Origin of the sequence: Streptomyces sp. SCPE 10 (assembly GCF_051980735.1) — a bacterium.
Classification (GTDB): Bacteria; Actinomycetota; Actinomycetes; order Streptomycetales; family Streptomycetaceae; genus Streptomyces; species Streptomyces misionensis.
The window spans coordinates 39,717-57,678 of record NZ_CP197069.1 but is presented as its reverse complement, the minus strand read 5'-3'; the positions used below and the strand labels follow the sequence as shown (position 1 = coordinate 57,678).

The window sequence follows — 17,962 nt, the reverse complement described above, 5'->3', positions numbered from 1 at the left end:
CGATGTTGATGGGACGTCGAGCGAGCGCGTTCGTCCGGCCGGCGAGTATGGAGAAAGGCCGCAAGCTGCAGCGGATCAACAAGCCTCTGAGGTGATCAACCGCGCAAGGCAGTCACGGCCGACATGCGGAACCCGGCCACCAGTCGGCTGTTGTCCGCGGCTCGGGCCGCCACGACGATGTGGCTCGGTTCGACGCCGTGCAGCGGGATGCTGGTGAGGTCGGGTCGGGTGCCGCCGGTGTGCAGGGCGGCCGGGACGATGGCCACGGCCTGCCCGGCGGCTACGTATTCGAGCTTGTCCTCGATGGTTTCGACCGAGGGTCCGTCGGGTGCGGGGCGGCCTCCCGGCCGCGGGTCGATGCGCCAGTACGCGTCCCATTCCGGATCCGGGAAGCGGGGGATCGGCTCGCCCTCGATGTCGTCGAGCATGACCGACTCCTTGCCCACCAGTCGGTGCCCGACCGGTACGAGCAGCATCTTCGGCTCGTCGTAGAGGACCGTCACGTCCAGGCCGTCGGTCTGCAGCGGTAGCCGGGTGACCGCCGCGTCGACCCGCCGGTCGAGCAGGGCTTGGCGCGGCTCGTTCCACTTCAGGTGCAACGTGCGTACATCGGCGTCGGGGTGTTTGTGCCGCAGGTTCCGCACCACCGGAGTGACGATCAGGCCCGCGGTGTAGCCGACGGTGATCCGGGTAGGCCGCGCGGCGCCGTGGCCTGCCGGGCCGAGCGCACCAAGGCGCGTGCGTGGGGGAGGAATGCCTCTCCCGCTTCGGTGAGCCGCGTGCCTTGTCGCGTCCGGTCGAAAAGCCGCGCACCCACCTGGACCTCGAGTTGGCTGATCTGCCGGCTCAGCGACGGCTGCGCGATGTGCAGCTCGGCCGCGGCTCGGCCGTAGTGCAGATGTGACGCGACGGTGGTGAAATAGCGCACCAGCCGAATGTCGAGATCTGTCATGCCTGAACGGTATGACGTGTTCCGGAACAGGTCTTTGCTGACCGAGACTCCGCGTCCCTACCGTGAGATTCATGGCAAACGACAAGGAAATCGCGGTCCGGCGTTTCTACGAGGCACTCTCCACCGGTGACAGCGCGCTGGTCGATGAGGCCCTCGCCGCCGGCTGGGAGGCCGTCCCGGCCCTGCGCGCCGGGGCCGGCCCAGAGGGATGGAAGGCGAACATCGCTCACCTTCGTGACGTGTTCGGTGACCTGACCGTCGAGATCGAGCACGTCGTCGTGAACCGGAACATGGTCGCAGTGCGGACGGTCAGCCGCGGGAAGCACACCGGCGAGCTGCTCGGCGTCGAGGGCACCGGCCGCGAGGTCGAGTTCTGGGCGGCCGACTTCCACCAGGTGGTCGACGGCCGCATCGTGCGGACCTGGCACCTGGAGGACTACTTCTCGATCGCCACCCAGATCGGACTGGAGTTCACTCGTGGCGCTTGACGGAAAGACAGCGGCGGTGACTGGGGCAGCCCGAGGCATCGGATACGCATACTGCCGGCGGCTCGCCGCGGACGGCGCGCACGTGGTCGCCGTCGACATCGACGACCCGGTGGACGCCGTGAGAGAGCTGACGGGCGGCGGCGACAAGCTGGGACTGATGTGCGATATCAGTGAGCCGTCGCAGGTCGACGCCGTGACCAGCACGGTCCTCGACCGATACGGGCGCTGCGACATCCTCGTCAACAATGCCGGCATCTTCCTCAATACCGGCTCGGGCATCACCCTGACCCAGAACCGCGACCTCGCGTACATGACCAGCAAGGGCACCGTGCACGTGCTGACCCGGGCGCTCGCCAACGAACTCGGCGACAGCGGCATCACGGTCAACGCGATAGCACCCGGCCTGGTGGCGACCCAGGGCTTCCTGGGTCGAGCCCGGCCGGGCGGCCCGACAATCGACGAGGTGTTCACCCGTGTGACGGCCCTGCAGACCATCAAGCGTCAGACGGTCGCGGCGGACCTCGGTAACGCCCTGGGCTTCCTCGCCTCCGACGACGCCGACTTCATCACCGGCCAGATCCTGCACGTCGACGGCGGCATGACACGTACGGGAGCCTGACATGCTCGAAGCCATCGCCGACCGTTTCAGCACCTCGCCACGCTCGCCCGTGCTGCACTCCCCCGCCGAGCACGGGCTGGACTTCGAGGACGTCACGTTCCCCTCCGAGGACGGCATTCCACTCGAAGGCTGGTTCGTGCCGGCCCCCGGCTCCGACCGGATCGTGATCGTCAACCATCCACGGTTCTTCAGCCGTTCGGGGCTGCCGTCCCACCTGGAGCCCTGGCGGTCGGTCAACGGCGAGACCGGCAATGACATCGAGGTCGACTTGGTGCCGGACATCGCGCTCCTGCACGCCGCCGGCTACCACGTCCTCGCCTACGACCTGCGCAACTTCGGCCTCAGCGGCGCCGCCAACGGTGGCGTGACCACCAGCGGGAGATTCGAGTCGCGCGACGTCGTCGGGTCCCTGCGGTATGCGCGGTCGCGTCCTGACCTGCGCGGGGCGCGGATCGCGCTGTTCAGCCGCTGCCTGGGCGCCAACGCCACGCTGTTCGCGATGCAGCGGGCCCCGCAGGAGTTCACGGACGTCTGCTGCCTGGTCGCGTGCCAGCCGCTGTCGCCGCGCGCGGTTCTGGAGCGAACGCTCGAGCGGCGCCGCATCCCGGCCGAGCGGATGGAGGAGCTGGACCGGCTGATCAGACTCCGCACCGGCTTCGGCCTCGACGAGATGTCCCCGGTCGAGACCGGCGCGGCCGGCAGTGTCCGGGTGCCGACGCTCGTCTACCAGGTTCACGACGACCTCATGACGCGGCCAGCCGATGTCCAGTCCATGTTCGACGGCATCCCCTCCGACGTGCCGAAGGAGCTGTTCTGGATCCACGGCACCACGCGCCGCTGGGAAGGATACCTGCACTTCCAGAAAGACCCGGACCGCATTCTGGAGTGGCTTGCCGGCCACATAGGCTAAAGGGTGTTGCACAAGGCCGTGATCAAGCAACCTGAGGCGGGCTGTTGGTCTGGGCGATCATGCGGCGAGGGCGAGGTTGTGCATGCGGGCCACCGCCTGGACTGCTTGATGGAGGTTGTCGCCGCGCTGCCGGCAGTCGCGGAGGATCTTGTAGTTCTTCATCCGGGAGAAGACGTGCTCGACGCGTGCGCGGACCTTGCGGTGGGCGGCGTTGTCCTCTTCCTCGCCTTTCAGTAGTGCTCGTCCGGGGCGTTTGCGATGCGGGACGACCAGACCCGTGCTGATATAGGCGCCGTCGCCGAGCACAGTCACGCCGCGGCAGTGCTCGGCCAGACCCGAGTCCCGCCATGCCCTGGCATCGGCGGTGTTGCCGGGCACTGGCCGGGCTGCTGCCACCACGAGGCGGGTCTCGGCATCCACGATGACCTGCACGTTCGCCGAGAACCGGTAGTTACGGGAGGAGGCGCCCACGCCACGGTCGCGCACCGGGGTGAGCGTGCCGTCCACGATCCACATCCGCTCTGGGGCGTCAGAGGGGCGGGAGACGGGCTCCAGGGCGAGCAACGGTCCCAGCCGCTGGATCACACGGCACACCGTGGAGGACGAGACGCCGAACAGCGGGCCCAGCTGCCGCATGGTCAGGTTCGTTCGGTAGTACACCGCGACCATCAAGACCCGCTCGCCCAGCGGCAACGACCACGGCCGGCCCCGCAAAGTGCCGTTGCCGCCCCGCTCCCGCACCACCTTCAACAGACCCGAAAACTGCGTCATCCGCAGCCCCGTGAACGTCTCCACCCACACTCGTTCAGCACGTAACACCGCGGCCATACCTAAGAGATGCCCAGCTCACGGCCTTGTGCAACGCCCTTTAGAGCCCCGTTGCCGAACTCGCCGCCCGCGTAGGGGGCCTGATGGTGTCCCAGTCCCCGTACGATGACCGCGTGACTGCCCGTCGCACTCTTGGCGCCGGCCCTCAGGCCCCGCACAGTATCCGCGCCGCCCAGGCCGACCTGCTCGACGCCCTCCCCGGAGTCCGTCTGCCCGATGTGGAGGAGCTGCGGGCCCGTGGCGTCCTCGGCGCTCACGCGGCGGCGCCTCCGGCCCCGCGGCGAACCCTCGGCTCCGGTGCACGTGCTGACGAAGTCCCCGGCCCCGCCGACTGATATGGAGGGCTTCGCGGGCCGGACCTCGGACCGCTCCAGCGTGTCGGCGAGCGGGGCGAAGGTCTTGCTGCGCCGGACGACGCTGAGGAACTTGCCCAGCGCGTCCTTGTCCTCCCAGAGCGCCGACGCGGTGCTGATGATCAACGACTTCAGTTGATCCGACTCGGTCACGGTCTTGCTCGCTGCCACTCTGTGCACCCTCCTGGTCATCGGGACGATCAGCCAGCCAACCGGCGCCCCCTGCCCGGCAAGATGGCCTTCGGCCAGGGGACGGTCCAGGATGCTGTGGGTCCCGATCCGGTGCCAGAGCCGGAGGAGCCGCGCCCCGCGCGGGGCATGCGGCGGGCCGGGTGGCTGCTGGTCGCCTGCGGGCTCGCCCTGCTGCCGTGGCTGTACGTCCTGGCCACCGGCCTGCCGGCCACCGCGACCGCGGCGCACTGGCCGCTGGCCTGGGTCGGGCTCGACGCGCTGGAGGCGCTGGGCCTGATCGCCACCGGCCTCCTCGCCGCCCGCGGCGACCGTCGGCACGCCCTGCCAGCCACCGCGACCGCGACGCTGCCTGTGGTGGACGACTGGTTCGACACCACGACCGCGGCCCCGGGCGGTAACTTCGCCACCGCGGTCGCCATGGCGCTCGGCGCCGAGCTGCCGCTCGCCGCGTTGTGCGGCCGGCTGGCGCTGCGGACGCTGGGCCGGTCCGCGTGACGCCGACCGCCCGAGGCACGTAGCACGGACCGGATCGATCCATCGTCGAGCGGTTCGGCAGTCGTGACGCTCTCGCCATGAGCTGCGACGAACAAGGGTGGTGATGCCGTCACCAGTGTGAGCCACGCCTTCTCGCACGGCCCGCCGCAGCCGACTGTTGATTCCGCAAGTTCGGGACCGGCAGAAAGGCGCAACAGCCGTGAAGCCCCATCAGGTGGCGAGCGTCACCGGCGCATCAGGGGGAATCGGGCGGGCGGCCGCGGAGGGCCTGGCGAACGCGGGGCGCACCGCGCTCGTCGGCCACCTCCGCGGCGAGGCGGCTGCCGGCGACGTCGTCGCCGCCGAAGCCGCCGGGGGCAGGGCATTCGCCCCGGGGCAGCTCGACGCCGTAGATCTCGCGGGCCTCGTCGCCTACCTGGCCTCTCCCGCCCCGGGGCGGGTCGAGGGCCAGGTCATCAGAACCACTGGAGGAATCGCCTGATGCCCACCACCGAGAAATCCGACCGCCTCGTCGTCATCGTCACCGGGGCCGGCAGCGGTATCGGCCGCGCCGTTGCGGTGGAGCTCGCTCGCGCAGGTCACATCGTATACGCCGGGATGCGCGACCTGGACGGACGCAACAGCCGGCGGGCCGAGGCTCTGCGCGAGCTCGCATCCGCCGAGAACGTGCGCCTGACGGCGCTCGAACTGGATGTGCTGTCCGAATTCGGCTGCCGTAGCGCCGTGGACGTCGTCCTTGGCGAGTACGGGCGGATCGACGTCGTGGTCAACAACGCCGGCATGCTGATGGCCGGCGTCGCCGAGGGGTTCACCCCGGATCAGTTCCTGCGGATCCTCGACACCAACGCGGTCTCCTGGCTGCGGGTCAACCGCGCGGTGCTCCCGGTGATGCGCCGCCAGGGCTCGGGGACGCTGGCCTACATCAGCAGCACGACCGCCCACCTCGCCGAGCCGTTCATGGCGACCTACATCGCCAGCAAGGCCGCGGGCGAGTTCCTCGCCGAGTCGATGGGCCTGGAAGTGGCACCTCTGGGCATCGACACCGTGATCGTCGTACCGGGCGCCTTCACCGAAGGTACCGAACACTTCGCGCACAGCAACCCGCCTGCGGACGCGGCCGTCGTCACCCAGTACGCCGGCCTGCCGGACCGGGCCGCGCAGATCCCCGAGCGTCTGCACGCCATCGACCTCGCGGACGACGGCTCACCCGCGCAGGTGGAGTCCGTCGGCCGGGCTCTGGTCGAAGTGCTCGAACAACCCCGGAGCAAGCGCCCCCGCCGGGTCGTGGTCGACGCCCAGCGCAAGGGGGTCGAGGAGCTCGACGCCGTGCGAGCAACCAAGCAACTCACGTTCTTCCGACGACTGGGCATCGACGACCTCCTCACGGTCGCCGTGCCCACCACCACCATTGAGGAGAAGCGATGACACGCACCATCGAGGACCTGATCGGAACCTTCTACGCGGCGTTCAGCGGCAAGCCCGAGCTCCTCGACGACATCGTCGCCGACGACTGGGACGACATCCCGCTGGGTCCGGGCCAGGTCCCCGGCCGAGCCGGCGCCGTCCCGCTGATCAAGGGCATCGGCGAGGCCTTCGGCGACTTCCGCATCGTGGTCCACCAGATCGTCGACGGCCGCGGCCCCGACGGCAACGGGTTCGTCGGCGTGCGCGGCGAGATGCGCGGCGTGCACAGCGGCGAGACCTTCGGCGTCCCGGCGACCGGGCAAAAGTTCCAGGTCCGGATCCACGAGTTCCACGAACTGGTCGACGGACGCATCGTCCGCACCTGGCACCTGGAGGACTGGCTCGATTGGTTCCGGCAGGTCGACGCCTCGCCCGCCCACTGAAGCAACGACACGAGAGAGCACATCCATGAAGGCATTGCAGTACACCGCATACGGCCGCAGCCCGGTCGTCACCGATGTTCCCGAGCCGGTCCCCGGGCCGGGCGAGGTCCTGGTCCGGGTCGCGGGGGCGGCCCTGAACCCGCTCGACGTCAAGATCGGCGCGGGCCACGTCCAGGATTATTTCCCGATCGTCTTCCCCTCGACCGTGGGCACCGATCTGGCGGGTACGGTAGAGCGAGTCGGATCCGATGTGACGGGCTGGAGCATCGGTGACGCGGTGATCACCCGCACCGACCCGACCGCCGGTGGAGCGGTCGCGCAATACGCTGTGGTCCCGGCGGCGAGTCTGGTGGCAGCGCCGACCACGATCCCGCTCCACGCCGCCGCCGGCCTGGCCACCGCCGCGGCGACCGCATGGCAGGCAGTCACCGAGATCGCGGAGCTGAAGTCCGGCCAGAAGGTGCTCGTGCACGCAGGCGCCGGCGGCGTCGGCAGCTTCGTCATCCAGCTGGCCCGTCGCGCTGGTGCACACGTGGTGACCACCGCGTCCAGTGCTGCTGCCGAGATCGTCCGAAAGCTCGGGGCCGATGAGATCATCGACTACACCCGCGTCGACTTTTGGACCGCAGTATCCGACGTCGATGTCGTCGTCGACTCGGTCGGTGGTGAGACCGAGGCTCGGTCGCTCGATGTCCTCAAGCCGGGTGGTCTGCTGGTCAGCCTCCCCGTCCCGCCGGACTTCGAGCGTGCCGCCGCTCGCGGGCTCCGCGCCGAGTTCGTCTTCCACGCTTCCGACCCCGAGCGATTGGCGAAGGTCGTCGCAGTGGCGAACGAAGGCTTCGACATCGTCGTCGACCGCACGGTCCCGCTCAGTGATGCTGCGGACGCGTTCGACTACCTCGCCCAGGGCCACGCCAAGGGCAAGGTCATCGTCCAGCCGTGACGCACCGCAGCCGTCGGGACGAGGGACTCCCTCGTCCCGACGGCTTCCCCCTCTTTTTCTGGGCCGCCAACGGCTGTGCCGAAGCCGGTGCTCTGGTCGAAGGGCATGGAAGGGACTGGGCCAGGTGATCGGCCCGTGACACGGCTGGCCGGGGCCCGGCAGGAGCCGGGGTCCCCATCGCCGTAGGCACGCCGGTGGCGGGGACGCTCGGCACGTTCGATTCGCGGCTACGGAATCTACCGCCCCGGCAGGCAACGTGCGCCCCGTCGCGACGCCCGGCACTTCCCCGAGCTCTTCGGGCAGAAGGCGCCCGCAGAGCACGCACCGGACGCCGCTTCCTGGCGGGCAAACGTCGTCGCCTGCCGGGGCACTGCGCCGAGTACGGTGTGGCAGAGGAGACCCCGCTCGCGCCAGTGGACGGACACATTGCGCTGACCGCGGCAGCGGTTCCGTCGCGGCCGCGGCCGCGGCCGCAGTCGGGACGGACGCGATGCAGCTCGTGCACGGTTGCGGAGCCTACGCGGGTGTGCGCCCCAGGCGTGGGCCGCGGTGGACCGGGCGACCAGAACGCCACGCTCAGCGAAGAGTCGACCCGCTCTGCTTCGCGGCCTCGATGTCCTGGCTGCCCAGGACGGCGAGGAGTTTCAGCTTCTCCGCCGAGTCGCCGCCCGCCGGGGCGGTGAACCACAGCAGCCGCTGCGAACCATCCTCACTCAGCAGGCTGAGGCAATCGAGTTCGATCGCGCCGAGCTCCGGGTGCATCAGCCTTTTTCGGTCGGCCCGCCGTACGGCGACCTCCTGATGAGCCCACAGGTCCGCGAACTCGCTGCTCGCCGAGACCAGCCGCCGGATCAGTCCGCGCACCTCACTGTCGCCGCCGCGGCGGGCCGAGACCGCTCGCAGGTCGGCCACGAAGACTCGTGACTGGTGATCGTGTTCGTCGGGGTGGTACCGCAGCCGGGCCTCAGGGTCGGTGAACCAGCGGTACACGAAGCTGGTCTCGACGCCTTTCTTCCTGGGGATCGGTCCGAGCAGCGCGGCAGCGAGGCGGTTCTGTACCAACGTCGCGTGCAAGTCGGTGATCACGGCCGCCGGGGTGGTCGGCAGGCGTTCGAGCAGATCGAGCATCCCGGGGTGGACGTGCGCCGACGGCCCGTGCCGCGGTGGCAGCGGGCGCCCGGCCAGAAGGTACACGTGCGCTCGCTCGTCCTCCGTCAGCCGCAGAGCCCGCGCGAGCGCGGCCACCATCTGCTCGGACGGCTGCGCGCCCCGGCCCTGCTCCAACTGGTTGTAGTAGTCGACCGAGGCGCCGGCCAAGACAGCCACCTCGTCGCGGCGCAGCCCAGGCACCCGGCGTCGCGTCGACTCAGGGAGCCCCACCTCGCCCGGGCGGATGCGATCGCGTCGCGACCTCAGAAACTCACCGAATGCAGCCAGATCCATACCGGCCATTGTGGTCCGGCTTGCCGCGTCGAGGCAGGGGACGCTGTCACCACCCTCAGCGCATTGAGCGGTGTGCATCGTGAAGCGCAGGTCACGGGTCTGGTGTGTCGAGCGGGTCGGGTACTCGTGCCGGTCGGCGGCCGATGACCCCGGCGTAGATCATCAGGCAGGTCCAGCTTGGCGGGATGCCGGGTCCGGCTGCGCCCACGACCGGCCCCCGCCTGCCGTCCGTCAGCAGGTCGCTGCCCTGGCGGGGGTCTCAGTCGCTCTGGGCAACCGGCTCGGGATCGGCGTCGAGCGCGTCGAGCACTGCGTCACCGTTCGCCCTCGCCCACTCGGTCAGCGCATGGATCGGTTCGATCAGCGTCGCCCCGAGCGGGGTGAGTTCGTACTCGACGCGGGGCGGGACCTCGGCGTAGGCGTGGCGGCGGACGAGTCCGTGCGCCTCCAGCCGTCGGACCGTCTGGGTGAGCACCTTGCGGGAGATGCCGCCGATCAACTCGATCAGCTCGCCATGGCGCACCGGGCCCTGCTGAGGCCGGCGAGCACGACCACCGTCCACTTGTCGGCTATGAGCTCGACCGCCAGACGCGCCGGGCAGTCGGCAGGTGGCAAGGGGCGGCGCGGCCAGTGGTGGCCAACGTTGCGCCACGGCGTGCGTAACAGGCTCGTATCCAGGGGTGTTCGGGGGAACGGCTCGCCGTGACCGAGCGGTCCTGCTGATCAGAAACGAACGTCGGCACCGGTTCCCACCGACTCACGTGGAGGCGTGCGGGAGAGTTACCGAGCGGCCGATGCCCGCAACCGATCCGAGGAAAAACCGATGCGCGTTCACAAGCTCACCTTCGCCGCTCTGGCCGTCGCCGCGAGCCGGTCGCTCACCGCCTGCCAGAACGACGACGGCGGCACGACGGGACAGAGCGGCTCGTCGGCCGCGGCCACCGCCTCTTCCCAGGACGGCGGGACGGGAGGGGGCAGCGGCTCCGGTCAGGGCGGCGGCGCGCAGGACTTCGACGGCGCGGGCTCGGCGGGGAACGGCTCGTCGGGCAAGGGTTCCTCCGTGCAGGGCACGGCCGCCAGCAGCGGATCCGGCGTGGCAGGCGGGACCGGCAACCGCCTGGTGCCATGCCGACGATCTGGGGATCACGGCGGCGGACAACACCATCGACGGCGACCCCGACCGCACTGTCGCGGTGACGATGAAGAACCACGGTGGCCGGGACTGCACGATCTCGGGCTACGCCGGCGTCGACCTGCAGCTCAGGGAAGGCTCGCTGTCCGCGAAGCGCACGGGGGAGAAGGCCACCTGGTCCATCCTGAAGAACGGGCAGTCGATCGCCTTCGGCATCCACTACCCGTCCAACGACACGGGCGGCTCCGGCGTCCGCATCACAGGGCTGCTGGTGACGCCGCCGAACGAGACCAAGACGGTCACCCTCAAGTGGCCCGGCGCCGCCACGCTGCCCGTCACGGACGGAACCACCTCCCAGGTGACGGTCGGCCCGGTGGGCAGCGCAGGCCAGGGCGGCTGACCGTAGAGCCCGGCCCGACGCCCCAGCGGTGCACGAAGGCGCGGGGCGTCGGCGAACGCGGAGGACTGCCCGGCCCGAGGCGAGCCCAGTCACAGGTGCCGTAGCCAGGTCCGGATGGCGGCGGATTCCTGACTGCTTCTGCGCTGCGTGGACTCGAACCGCGCGCTCCCGGCGTCCCGGAGAAACGCCGGCGGCTTCGACTGCTCGGACGATGACATCGAGCCGGACTCGGTGGCGCTCACGGGCTGTTGAAGCCACATCGAGCGGGTGCTGCTGATCTACGAGCAGGTCCGCTCCTACGAGCTGTCCGCGACCGGGGGCAAGCACGGCGATCCTCGGTGGCCGGCCTTCGCCCGCCGCAGCGGCTTCGATCCCCGCCGCCCCGGCATCAGACTCCAGGAGCGCCTGCCGGTGCTACCACGCCCGGAGCAGCATCGTCTGGGCCCGGTGAGGATGTCGTGGGTGCCGATGCGGCGCCAGACGATGTGCTGCTCGCCGTGAACTATCGGCGCCCCGTACTCCCACGTTGCGCGGCCCGCGGGGCCGGTGCCCATGGACCAGGTGAACTCATAGACGCCCGGTGCGCGTTGGACACGCTTGATGCGGAGGCCGGCGCGGAAGCGGCCGGTGCGCAGGTCCTCGACGAAGGCCGTCACGGTCTTGCGGAAGCGGCGGCGCTGTTCCGGGGTGAGTCGGTCCCCAGGGGCGCTGGAGAGGGCGGCCCCGGCACGGTAGGCGCCGTTCGGCCTCGGCCGAGGGCGAGTTCGCAGGTAGAAGGTGGAATGCCTCCGGGAGGACGACACATTCGATGTGCCAGGGCTCTGTGGCACGCGCGAAGTCCTGCACCGCCGCGTCCGGTGTCGTCGACTACGCGACCGGGACGGGGGACCGGTCGGTCTTGTCAGCCGGCGGGTGGGACGAGGATGGTGCGGTCGAACGGGCCGCCGTGTGCGGCGGCATGGGCGATGGCGTCGTTGACGGCATCGAGTGGGAAGGTCCGGACCCGTTCGGGGGCGAGGTCGAGCGCGCCCGAGGCGACGAGCCGGATCATCCCGACGTTCGCGGTGCGTGGGTACATCCACTGGCCGCGCACGGTGACCGAGTTGCGCATGATCCACGGATAGGGGAGGGCCAGGTCGGCGCCGCCGAGCATGCCGACGCCGCCCATGAGGACGACGCGGCCGTACTCGCGCACGGTCATGGCCGCGGCGCGCGCCGCCGAGCTGGGGGCGCTCGGCGGGAGCAGGTCGATCACCATGTCGATCGGGCCGTCGGCCGCTGCGGACATCGCCGCGCGGTCGGCGGACTCGTCCCCGGTCGACCGGACCGGGCGCACCCGCGGGCCGAACCGGTCGGTGAGCAGGTCCAGTGCGGCCCGGTTCCGGCCCGGGGTGACCACCCGGCCCGCCCCCATCGCGAGGGCGACCGCGACCGCGCTGCTGCCGAGGTTGCCGGTGGCCCCGCTGACGAGCAGTGTCTCGCCGGCTGAGAGCCGGCCCGCCAGCAGCCCGCCGTAGGGGATCGTGTGCACGCCGAGCGCGGCCCAGCGGGCAGGGTCGTCCCCCGCCGCGGAAGGCAGGGGGTGGACGTTCTCCGTCGGCACCCGCATGAGTTCGGCGAACGACCCGTCGTGCAGGCACCGGGCGAGTCTGGCGCCGCCGTCACCGCGTGAGCTCCAGCCCTGGAGGGTGATGTCGGGCGTCAGGGCGTCATCCCGGGAACGTACCGTCGCATCGCACCACACCAGATCACCGGCGTGCAGCCGGGTGGCGTCCGGGCCGACATGGACAACCCGTCCCACACCGCCGAGCCCCGGTACGACCGGAGGGACGAGGGGATAGTTCCGCTCACCGCTGAAGACCTCAGCCGCGTAGGGCAGCACACACGTGGCGAGTACTTCGACCAGCACCTCACCGCCTCTGGCTTCGGGATCGGGCACCTCCCGCACCGTGAGCGGGGTGCCGAACTGCGTCAGGACCGCTGCTCGCACCTGATCGCCTCCGTCTTCGTCGGTGTTCGTCCGTGTTCTCGGGATCGACGTTAGGACCCTCGCAGCCATGCGGGAAGCGCTGATCGGGCATCCCTGGTATGCCTGTATCGCATGGGCATCTCCAGCGCGGGCCTGCGGGTCCTTCGGCAGATCGCGGAGTTTGGAAGCTTCACCGCGGCAGCTGCCCGGCTCGGCTATACACAGTCGGCGATCTCGCGCCAGGCCGCCTCCCTCGAACGAAGCGCGGGCGCCGACCTCTTCGAACGCCGCTCGGACGGGGTACGACTCACCGCCGCGGGCCAGGCCCTGCTCCGGCACGCCCGCACGATCCTGGACGCCGTCGCGGCGGCCGAGCACGACCTGGCCGGCACCGTCCCGCGGACCAAGCAGGTGCGGCTCGGGGTGGTCCTGCCCGCCGCGCTCGGACGGCTCGCGCAGACCGACCCGCACATCACGGTCACGACGCGGGACGGCACCACCCCCGCCCTGATCCGTGCGCTGCGGGCGGGCTCAGTGGACCTGGCCGTGCTGACCTCGCGCCCGCCCCACCGGCCACTGGACAGTGAGTCGCCGCGCCTTCACCTCGAGACCGTCGAGGACACCGAACTCGTGGTGGCGGTCCCTTCGACCGGACAGTTCGCCGGCCGCATGGCGGTGCACATCGACGAATTGGTCGACGCCGCATGGATCTCCACCCCGTCGTCGAGCTCCGAGCCGCTGCTCGGTGTCTGGCCGGGCCTGCCCGGACGGCCGCGCATCGTCCACTCCACGCGCGACTGGCTGACGAAGCTTCAGCTCGTCGCGAGCGGTCAAGGAGTGACGACGGTGCCGGCCCGGCTCGCCCCGGTGCTGCCACCCGGAGTGAAAATGCCAGCTACGTCGTTGATGCCGACATCTATGACGCCCCCGAGGTTTCAACGTCATCCGAATGACTGATCCGACCGGGCCGGGCATGGAACATCACCTGGTCACGGCTCGACGAGCGCACCCTGCCCCTGCGGCGCCTCGCGGCCGGGAGCACCAGCGCCTTCCCGCCTGTCCCTGCCTCGGCCTGCGGCGCCCGTTCGGCGCCGGCCACCAGCGGTGGAGGTGCGGAGCCTGGCAGCCGACCGGCCAACCATCCGGGCATGGACCGCTCGCCGACGCGGCGTCCGGCGACGCCTGTCGGCGACGCGTGAATCGTGACCCGTCCGCGACGGACTCTTTCTGCGTTGTGGTCTGGAAGGGCAGGTTTCGCAGGCCGGTGGCGCGGGCGGCCCGGATCCGGTCCTCGGCCCCGGCCCGCAACCGGTGACGCAGCTCCGGCTCGGCGATCGGCCGGGCGATGGTGTTGGTGGCGAAGCAGGTGATCCGCATGCCGCGTCGGTGATTCTCAGCTGGGCCCAAGGAATGCGGTCGTTCCTTGCGGACGAGCAGCCTTATGGTGGGGCCTTCTTCAACGCGAACCGCCAGTCGCTGTCGCAGTGTTGCGGGCTGCGAGCCGGGCGAACGCCTCGGTGAGCTCTGGCGGGCCGACGACCGTGATGTCGGCGTCGAAGCGGTTGAGGGAGGCGGCCAGCGCAATCCAGGACCACGACCCCACGGTGTAGCGGCACTGGTAGGGGCCGAGATCCTCCACGGTGCCGTCGCCGGCGAATGGGGCGACGGCGGCGGCGGGCCGCTGCAGAACGACGGTGCCCACGCACGGCCAGGCATCGGTTCGCTCAGAGCCCTTGAAGCGCGCGGAGACGAAGTCCCGGGCGCTGCCGCCGGGGACCTCCCGGGGTGTGAAGCGGGGCCCAGTCGGGGTGCGCGGGGTCATGCGGTCGGCGCGGAAGAGACGCCAGTCGTCACGATCGAGGTCCCATGCCACCAGGTACCAGCGCCCGTGGGACGTCACGAGGTGGTGAGGCTCGACCCGGCGCGGCGGCTCGGGTTCCCGGCCGGGGCGGTGGGAGGCGTAGTCGAAGCGGAGCACTTCGCGGGCGTGGACGGCACGGGAGAGGGCGAGGAGCAGTCGCGGGGAGAGGCTGGCGGCCGGCCCGTCGCCGGGCCGGGGGACCGTCTCGAACGTAAGCCGGTCGACCTGGTGCCGCAGACGGGCGGGCAGGACCTGGCGGATGGTGGTCAGTGCCCGCACAGCGGCCTCCTCGATACCCGCTCCGGTCGGGGTGGCGGCTTGCAGGGCCACGGCCAGGGCGACCGCCTGTTCGTCGTCGAACAGCAGAGGGGGCAGTTCCGTGCCGGCATCGAGACGGTAACCGCCGTCGGGACCCATGGTCGTCTGGATGCGGTAGCCCATCTCTCGGAGCCGGTCGATGTCCCGCCGCACCGTGCGGTGGCTGATGCCCAGTCGCTCGGCCAGGACGGTGCCCGGCCAGTCACGCCTGGTTTGCAATAGCGACAGCAGGTTGAGCAGCCGGGAAGTAGTAGTCGTCGCCATGTCTGCGAGAGTAAGCCGAGTCTGGGACAAAAACTGTCCTACACGGCTGTCAGAGTCAGCGGTGCCGGACCAAGCCGGCCACCACGTGTGCGAGGAGCAGCTGTGAGCATCAAGACGACCCCCCACCTGAACTTCCGCGGCCAGGCCCGTGCGGCCCTGGAGTTCTACGCCAGCGCCTTCGGCGGGGAAGTTACCATCACCACGTACGGCGACCTCGGTATGCCGAAGGACCTTCCGGGTGCCGACGGGGTGGTCTTCGGCCAGGTCGAGACAGCCGAGGGGTTCCGTGTCATGGCGTATGACATTCCGGGCCAGAGCGAGAAGCCGGTCGAAGCCGCCAGCCCGACCCGCCGGGAGAACGGCACCACGATCACCACGCAGCCGTTCTTCGTCTCGGTGCGCGGTGAGAGCTTCGAAGAGGTCGAGGCGTACTGGAAGAAGCTGTCCCACGGCTCCTCGATCGTCGAGCCCCTGGCCGCCTCGGCCTGGAGCGAGGGCTTCGGCATGCTCACCGACCGTTTCGGGGTTACCTGGAGCCTGGACGTGGCCTCCGTCCCTGCGGCATGAGCACCCGCGACTGCTCCGCGGAGCAGTCGCCCCGCTGTCGTGGCGCCGTCTCGCGCCCGCACCACGACAGGCCCCTCGTCCGGTGTGGCCGGACGCGTCCGGCCACACCGGCACCATACGCAGCCATACCGGAGGAGGGACCATGCGTCACGTCCCCGACAGCGAGCGACGCGCGCGTCTGGCGATCCGGCACGCGCTCGTTCCCGCGTCCTGGGCGCGGGGGCCCGAGGACGCCGCCCGCGCGGTGGTCGCTCTGCACGCCACCGACGCTCCCTCGGTGCACCTCGCGGTGTGGGCACGGACCAGGGACACCACACCCGCCGACGTCGACCGGGCACTGTACGAGGACCGGACCCTCATCAAGCAGCTCGCGATGCGCCGCACCCTGTTCGCCTTTCCCCGTGACCTGCTGCCTGCCGTCATGTCCAGTGCGGCGGCACGCGTGGCCGCCGCCGAGCGTGCGCGAATGATCCGCGACTTGGAGCGGGCCGGTGCCGCAACCGACGGTGTGGCCTGGCTCGAAAAGGCACGGGCGGACGTCGAGGCGGCGCTCGCGCGCAGTCCGTCGGCCCTGTCCGCAGCGCAGCTGCGCAAGGCTGTCGCACACATCGATATCGCCGTCCCCGGCAGGAGCGGGGAGCAGTGGTCTACGCCCCAGATCCTCAACCTTCTCGGGGCGCAGGGCTCCATCGTGCGCGGTCCCTGCACGGGACGGTTCCCGACGACACGGCCCCTGTGGACCCTGCCCTCGCGCTGGCTGGGCGGTTCGGTCGCCGCCGTAGAGCCTTCCGAGGGATACCGTGCCATCGTCCGGCGCTGGCTCCGCGCCTTCGGCCCCGGAACCGAGGAGGACATCGTGTGGTGGCTCGGCGCCACCAAGAAGACGGTCCGCACCGCCCTCGCCGAGCTGGGGGCCGTCGCAGTGTCCCTCGACGGCCCCGCGCTCGGGTGGCTGTTGCCCGACGATCTCGACCGGGTGCCCGACCCAGGACCGTGGACCGCGATCCTGCCGCCGTTGGATCCCACCGTCATGGGTTGGAAAGGCCGCGGTTTCTACCTCGGCCCACACCAAGAAGCCCTCTTCGACACCCGGGGCAACGCCGGTACGACCGCCTGGGCGGGCGGGCGGATCGTCGGCTGCTGGATCCAGGACGCGGACGCGACCGTACGGGTGCGCCTGCTCGAGCCGGTGTCCGACGAAGAGCGCAGCTCGCTGGACACCCAGGCCGCTCGGCTCACCACCTGGCTGGCGGGAGTCCGCAGTCCGACCGGCTACCGCTCGCCGGCCATGCGCACCGCCACGCCCTGACCACCACGTTCCGTATCCCGAAGGAAATTTTCAGTGAAAACACGGACCCTGGGACGCACCGGTATCCGGGTAAGTCCCTACTGTCTTGGCACCATGATGTTCGGACCGGCGGGGAACCCGGATCCCGCCGACTGCCGGCGCATCATCCACCGGGCTCTCGACGGCGGCATCAACTTCCTCGACACGGCTGACGTCTACGGTGGTGCGGGCGAGACGGAGAGGATAGTGGGCGCCGCGCTCGTCGGCCGCCGCGACGAGGTCGTCCTCGCGACGAAGTTCAGCGGCCCCATGAGCGACGACCCCAACCACCGCGGCGCTTCCCGCCGATGGATCGTCGCCGCCGTCGAAGGGTCACTGCGGCGGCTGGGCGTCGACCACATCGACCTTTACCAGATCCACCACTTCGACGCGGACACCGACATGGAGGAAACCCTCAGCGCCCTCACCGACCTCGTCACCAGCGGCAAGGTACGAGTGATCGGCTCGTCCAGCTTCCTCGCCTCCGACATCGTCGAGGCGCACTGGATCTCGCAACGCCGTGGGTTGGCAGCCCTGCACACCGAACAACCCTCATATTCGATCCTCGCGAGGGGGGTCGAGCGGGAGATCCTGCCCGTCTGCGCGAAATACGGCATGGGCGTGCTGACCTGGAGCCCGCTGTCGTGGGGGCTGCTCACCGGCAAGTACAGCGGCAGTGGGCAGACGCCCCTTTCGCCCGAGCGCCAGAAATGGGGACCACGCCACATGACGGACCGGGACAAGCATGCGGCGGTCGAAAAACTCCTCACCGTGGCCGACGACGCGGGCATGTCACTCACTCACATGGCTCTCGCCTTCGTGGTTGCGCATCCCGGTGTCACCTCCGCGATCATCGGACCGCGCACCATGGACCAGCTTGAGGACCTCCTTGCTGGTACCGAGCATTCCCTCAGCGACGACGTCCTCGACGCGATCGACGCGATCGCACCGCCCGGTGCCGACATCGGCGTCACGGACATCGAGTATCGCCCCCCGGCGATCCAGACACCGGCGCTGCGACGCCGTCCTCCCGCAGAGCGCGGCGTTCTTTGAA

The 17,962-nt window shown here is 70.3% G+C and carries 18 protein-coding genes and 4 pseudogenes; 14 read left to right on the top strand and 8 right to left on the bottom strand.

Going from position 1 to position 17,962, the window contains the following annotated elements:
* Positions 1 to 95: 95 nt before the first annotated feature.
* A pseudogene (locus ACSP97_RS00255) lies at positions 96 to 952 on the bottom strand (LysR family transcriptional regulator).
* Positions 953 to 1,023: 71 nt separating this feature from the next.
* Between ACSP97_RS00255 and ACSP97_RS00250 the strand changes: the two are divergent.
* From ACSP97_RS00250 to ACSP97_RS00240, 3 genes are read left to right on the top strand one after another with little or no spacing between them, the layout of a single operon-like run.
* On the top strand, positions 1,024 to 1,440 hold the full coding sequence (locus ACSP97_RS00250; protein WP_440556017.1) for an ester cyclase: 417 nt from the start codon (positions 1,024 to 1,026) through the stop codon (positions 1,438 to 1,440).
* The gene (locus ACSP97_RS00245; RefSeq protein WP_440556016.1) at positions 1,430 to 2,059 is read left to right on the top strand and encodes an SDR family NAD(P)-dependent oxidoreductase; all 630 of its coding nucleotides are present in this window, start codon (positions 1,430 to 1,432) and stop codon (positions 2,057 to 2,059) included. The genes ACSP97_RS00250 and ACSP97_RS00245 overlap by 11 nt, the downstream gene beginning before the upstream one ends.
* Position 2,060: 1 nt before the next feature.
* The gene (locus ACSP97_RS00240) at positions 2,061 to 2,969 is read left to right on the top strand and encodes an alpha/beta hydrolase family protein (RefSeq protein ID WP_440556015.1); all 909 of its coding nucleotides are present in this window, start codon (positions 2,061 to 2,063) and stop codon (positions 2,967 to 2,969) included.
* Positions 2,970 to 3,026: 57 nt separating this feature from the next.
* On the opposite strand, the gene ACSP97_RS00235 is transcribed toward ACSP97_RS00240, so the two are convergent.
* Positions 3,027 to 3,797, bottom strand: a complete 771-nt coding sequence (locus ACSP97_RS00235) for a transposase family protein (RefSeq protein WP_440556014.1) — start codon at positions 3,795 to 3,797, stop codon at positions 3,027 to 3,029.
* Positions 3,798 to 3,799: 2 nt separating this feature from the next.
* The gene (locus ACSP97_RS00230) at positions 3,800 to 4,321 is read right to left on the bottom strand and encodes a hypothetical protein (protein ID WP_440556013.1); all 522 of its coding nucleotides are present in this window, start codon (positions 4,319 to 4,321) and stop codon (positions 3,800 to 3,802) included.
* A gap of 111 nt (positions 4,322 to 4,432) precedes the next feature.
* On the opposite strand from ACSP97_RS00230, the gene ACSP97_RS00225 reads away from it, so the two are divergent.
* The 5 genes from ACSP97_RS00225 to ACSP97_RS00205 all read left to right on the top strand — a co-directional run bounded on the left by ACSP97_RS00225 (position 4,433) and on the right by ACSP97_RS00205 (position 7,627).
* The gene (locus ACSP97_RS00225) at positions 4,433 to 4,837 is read left to right on the top strand and encodes a hypothetical protein (protein WP_440556012.1); all 405 of its coding nucleotides are present in this window, start codon (positions 4,433 to 4,435) and stop codon (positions 4,835 to 4,837) included.
* Between the two features lie 199 nt (positions 4,838 to 5,036).
* Positions 5,037 to 5,318, top strand: a complete 282-nt coding sequence (locus ACSP97_RS00220) for a hypothetical protein (protein ID WP_440556011.1) — start codon at positions 5,037 to 5,039, stop codon at positions 5,316 to 5,318.
* The gene (locus tag ACSP97_RS00215) at positions 5,318 to 6,262 is read left to right on the top strand and encodes an SDR family NAD(P)-dependent oxidoreductase (RefSeq protein ID WP_435642253.1); all 945 of its coding nucleotides are present in this window, start codon (positions 5,318 to 5,320) and stop codon (positions 6,260 to 6,262) included. Before ACSP97_RS00220 ends, ACSP97_RS00215 begins: the two co-directional genes overlap by 1 nt.
* On the top strand, positions 6,259 to 6,684 hold the full coding sequence (locus ACSP97_RS00210; RefSeq protein WP_440556010.1) for an ester cyclase: 426 nt from the start codon (positions 6,259 to 6,261) through the stop codon (positions 6,682 to 6,684). Before ACSP97_RS00215 ends, ACSP97_RS00210 begins: the two co-directional genes overlap by 4 nt.
* A 25-nt stretch (positions 6,685 to 6,709) precedes the next feature.
* Positions 6,710 to 7,627, top strand: coding sequence for an NADP-dependent oxidoreductase (locus ACSP97_RS00205; RefSeq protein ID WP_355330771.1), 918 nt, complete (start codon positions 6,710 to 6,712; stop codon positions 7,625 to 7,627).
* Between the two features lie 576 nt (positions 7,628 to 8,203).
* Here ACSP97_RS00205 and ACSP97_RS00200 read toward each other — a convergent pair.
* Both ACSP97_RS00200 and ACSP97_RS00195 read right to left on the bottom strand, forming a co-directional pair.
* Complete coding sequence (locus ACSP97_RS00200) at positions 8,204 to 9,070, bottom strand: helix-turn-helix transcriptional regulator (RefSeq protein ID WP_440556009.1); 867 nt, start codon at positions 9,068 to 9,070, stop codon at positions 8,204 to 8,206.
* Positions 9,071 to 9,329: 259 nt separating this feature from the next.
* Positions 9,330 to 9,685: pseudogene (locus ACSP97_RS00195) on the bottom strand (winged helix-turn-helix transcriptional regulator).
* Between the two features lie 208 nt (positions 9,686 to 9,893).
* Between ACSP97_RS00195 and ACSP97_RS00190 the strand changes: the two are divergent.
* Positions 9,894 to 10,602 (top strand): annotated as a pseudogene (locus ACSP97_RS00190) (DUF4232 domain-containing protein).
* A gap of 267 nt (positions 10,603 to 10,869) precedes the next feature.
* Positions 10,870 to 11,103, top strand: coding sequence for a hypothetical protein (locus tag ACSP97_RS00185; protein WP_382077747.1), 234 nt, complete (start codon positions 10,870 to 10,872; stop codon positions 11,101 to 11,103).
* A gap of 400 nt (positions 11,104 to 11,503) precedes the next feature.
* Here the strand turns inward: ACSP97_RS00185 and ACSP97_RS00180 are convergent, their stop codons facing one another.
* A complete protein-coding gene (locus ACSP97_RS00180; protein ID WP_440556008.1) occupies positions 11,504 to 12,592 on the bottom strand; it encodes an alcohol dehydrogenase catalytic domain-containing protein in 1,089 nt (362 codons plus the stop codon).
* Between the two features lie 111 nt (positions 12,593 to 12,703).
* On the opposite strand from ACSP97_RS00180, the gene ACSP97_RS00175 reads away from it, so the two are divergent.
* On the top strand, positions 12,704 to 13,528 hold the full coding sequence (locus ACSP97_RS00175) for a LysR family transcriptional regulator (protein ID WP_440556007.1): 825 nt from the start codon (positions 12,704 to 12,706) through the stop codon (positions 13,526 to 13,528).
* Positions 13,529 to 13,792: 264 nt separating this feature from the next.
* Here the strand turns inward: ACSP97_RS00175 and ACSP97_RS00170 are convergent.
* A pseudogene (locus ACSP97_RS00170) lies at positions 13,793 to 14,014 on the bottom strand (IS1380 family transposase); the annotation flags it as partial.
* A 13-nt stretch (positions 14,015 to 14,027) separates the two neighbouring features.
* Positions 14,028 to 15,014, bottom strand: a complete 987-nt coding sequence (locus ACSP97_RS00165; RefSeq protein WP_440556006.1) for a helix-turn-helix transcriptional regulator — start codon at positions 15,012 to 15,014, stop codon at positions 14,028 to 14,030.
* Between the two features lie 102 nt (positions 15,015 to 15,116).
* On the opposite strand from ACSP97_RS00165, the gene ACSP97_RS00160 reads away from it, so the two are divergent.
* From ACSP97_RS00160 to ACSP97_RS00150, 3 genes are all read left to right on the top strand, one after another.
* Positions 15,117 to 15,581 carry a VOC family protein gene (locus ACSP97_RS00160; RefSeq protein ID WP_355330751.1) on the top strand — a complete coding sequence of 155 codons (465 nt, stop codon included), beginning with the start codon at positions 15,117 to 15,119 and terminating at the stop codon, positions 15,579 to 15,581.
* A 142-nt stretch (positions 15,582 to 15,723) separates the two neighbouring features.
* The gene (locus ACSP97_RS00155; RefSeq protein ID WP_364734164.1) at positions 15,724 to 16,890 is read left to right on the top strand and encodes a winged helix DNA-binding domain-containing protein; all 1,167 of its coding nucleotides are present in this window, start codon (positions 15,724 to 15,726) and stop codon (positions 16,888 to 16,890) included.
* A gap of 33 nt (positions 16,891 to 16,923) precedes the next feature.
* Positions 16,924 to 17,961, top strand: coding sequence for an aldo/keto reductase (locus tag ACSP97_RS00150; protein ID WP_440556005.1), 1,038 nt, complete (start codon positions 16,924 to 16,926; stop codon positions 17,959 to 17,961).
* Position 17,962: the final 1 nt, after the last annotated feature.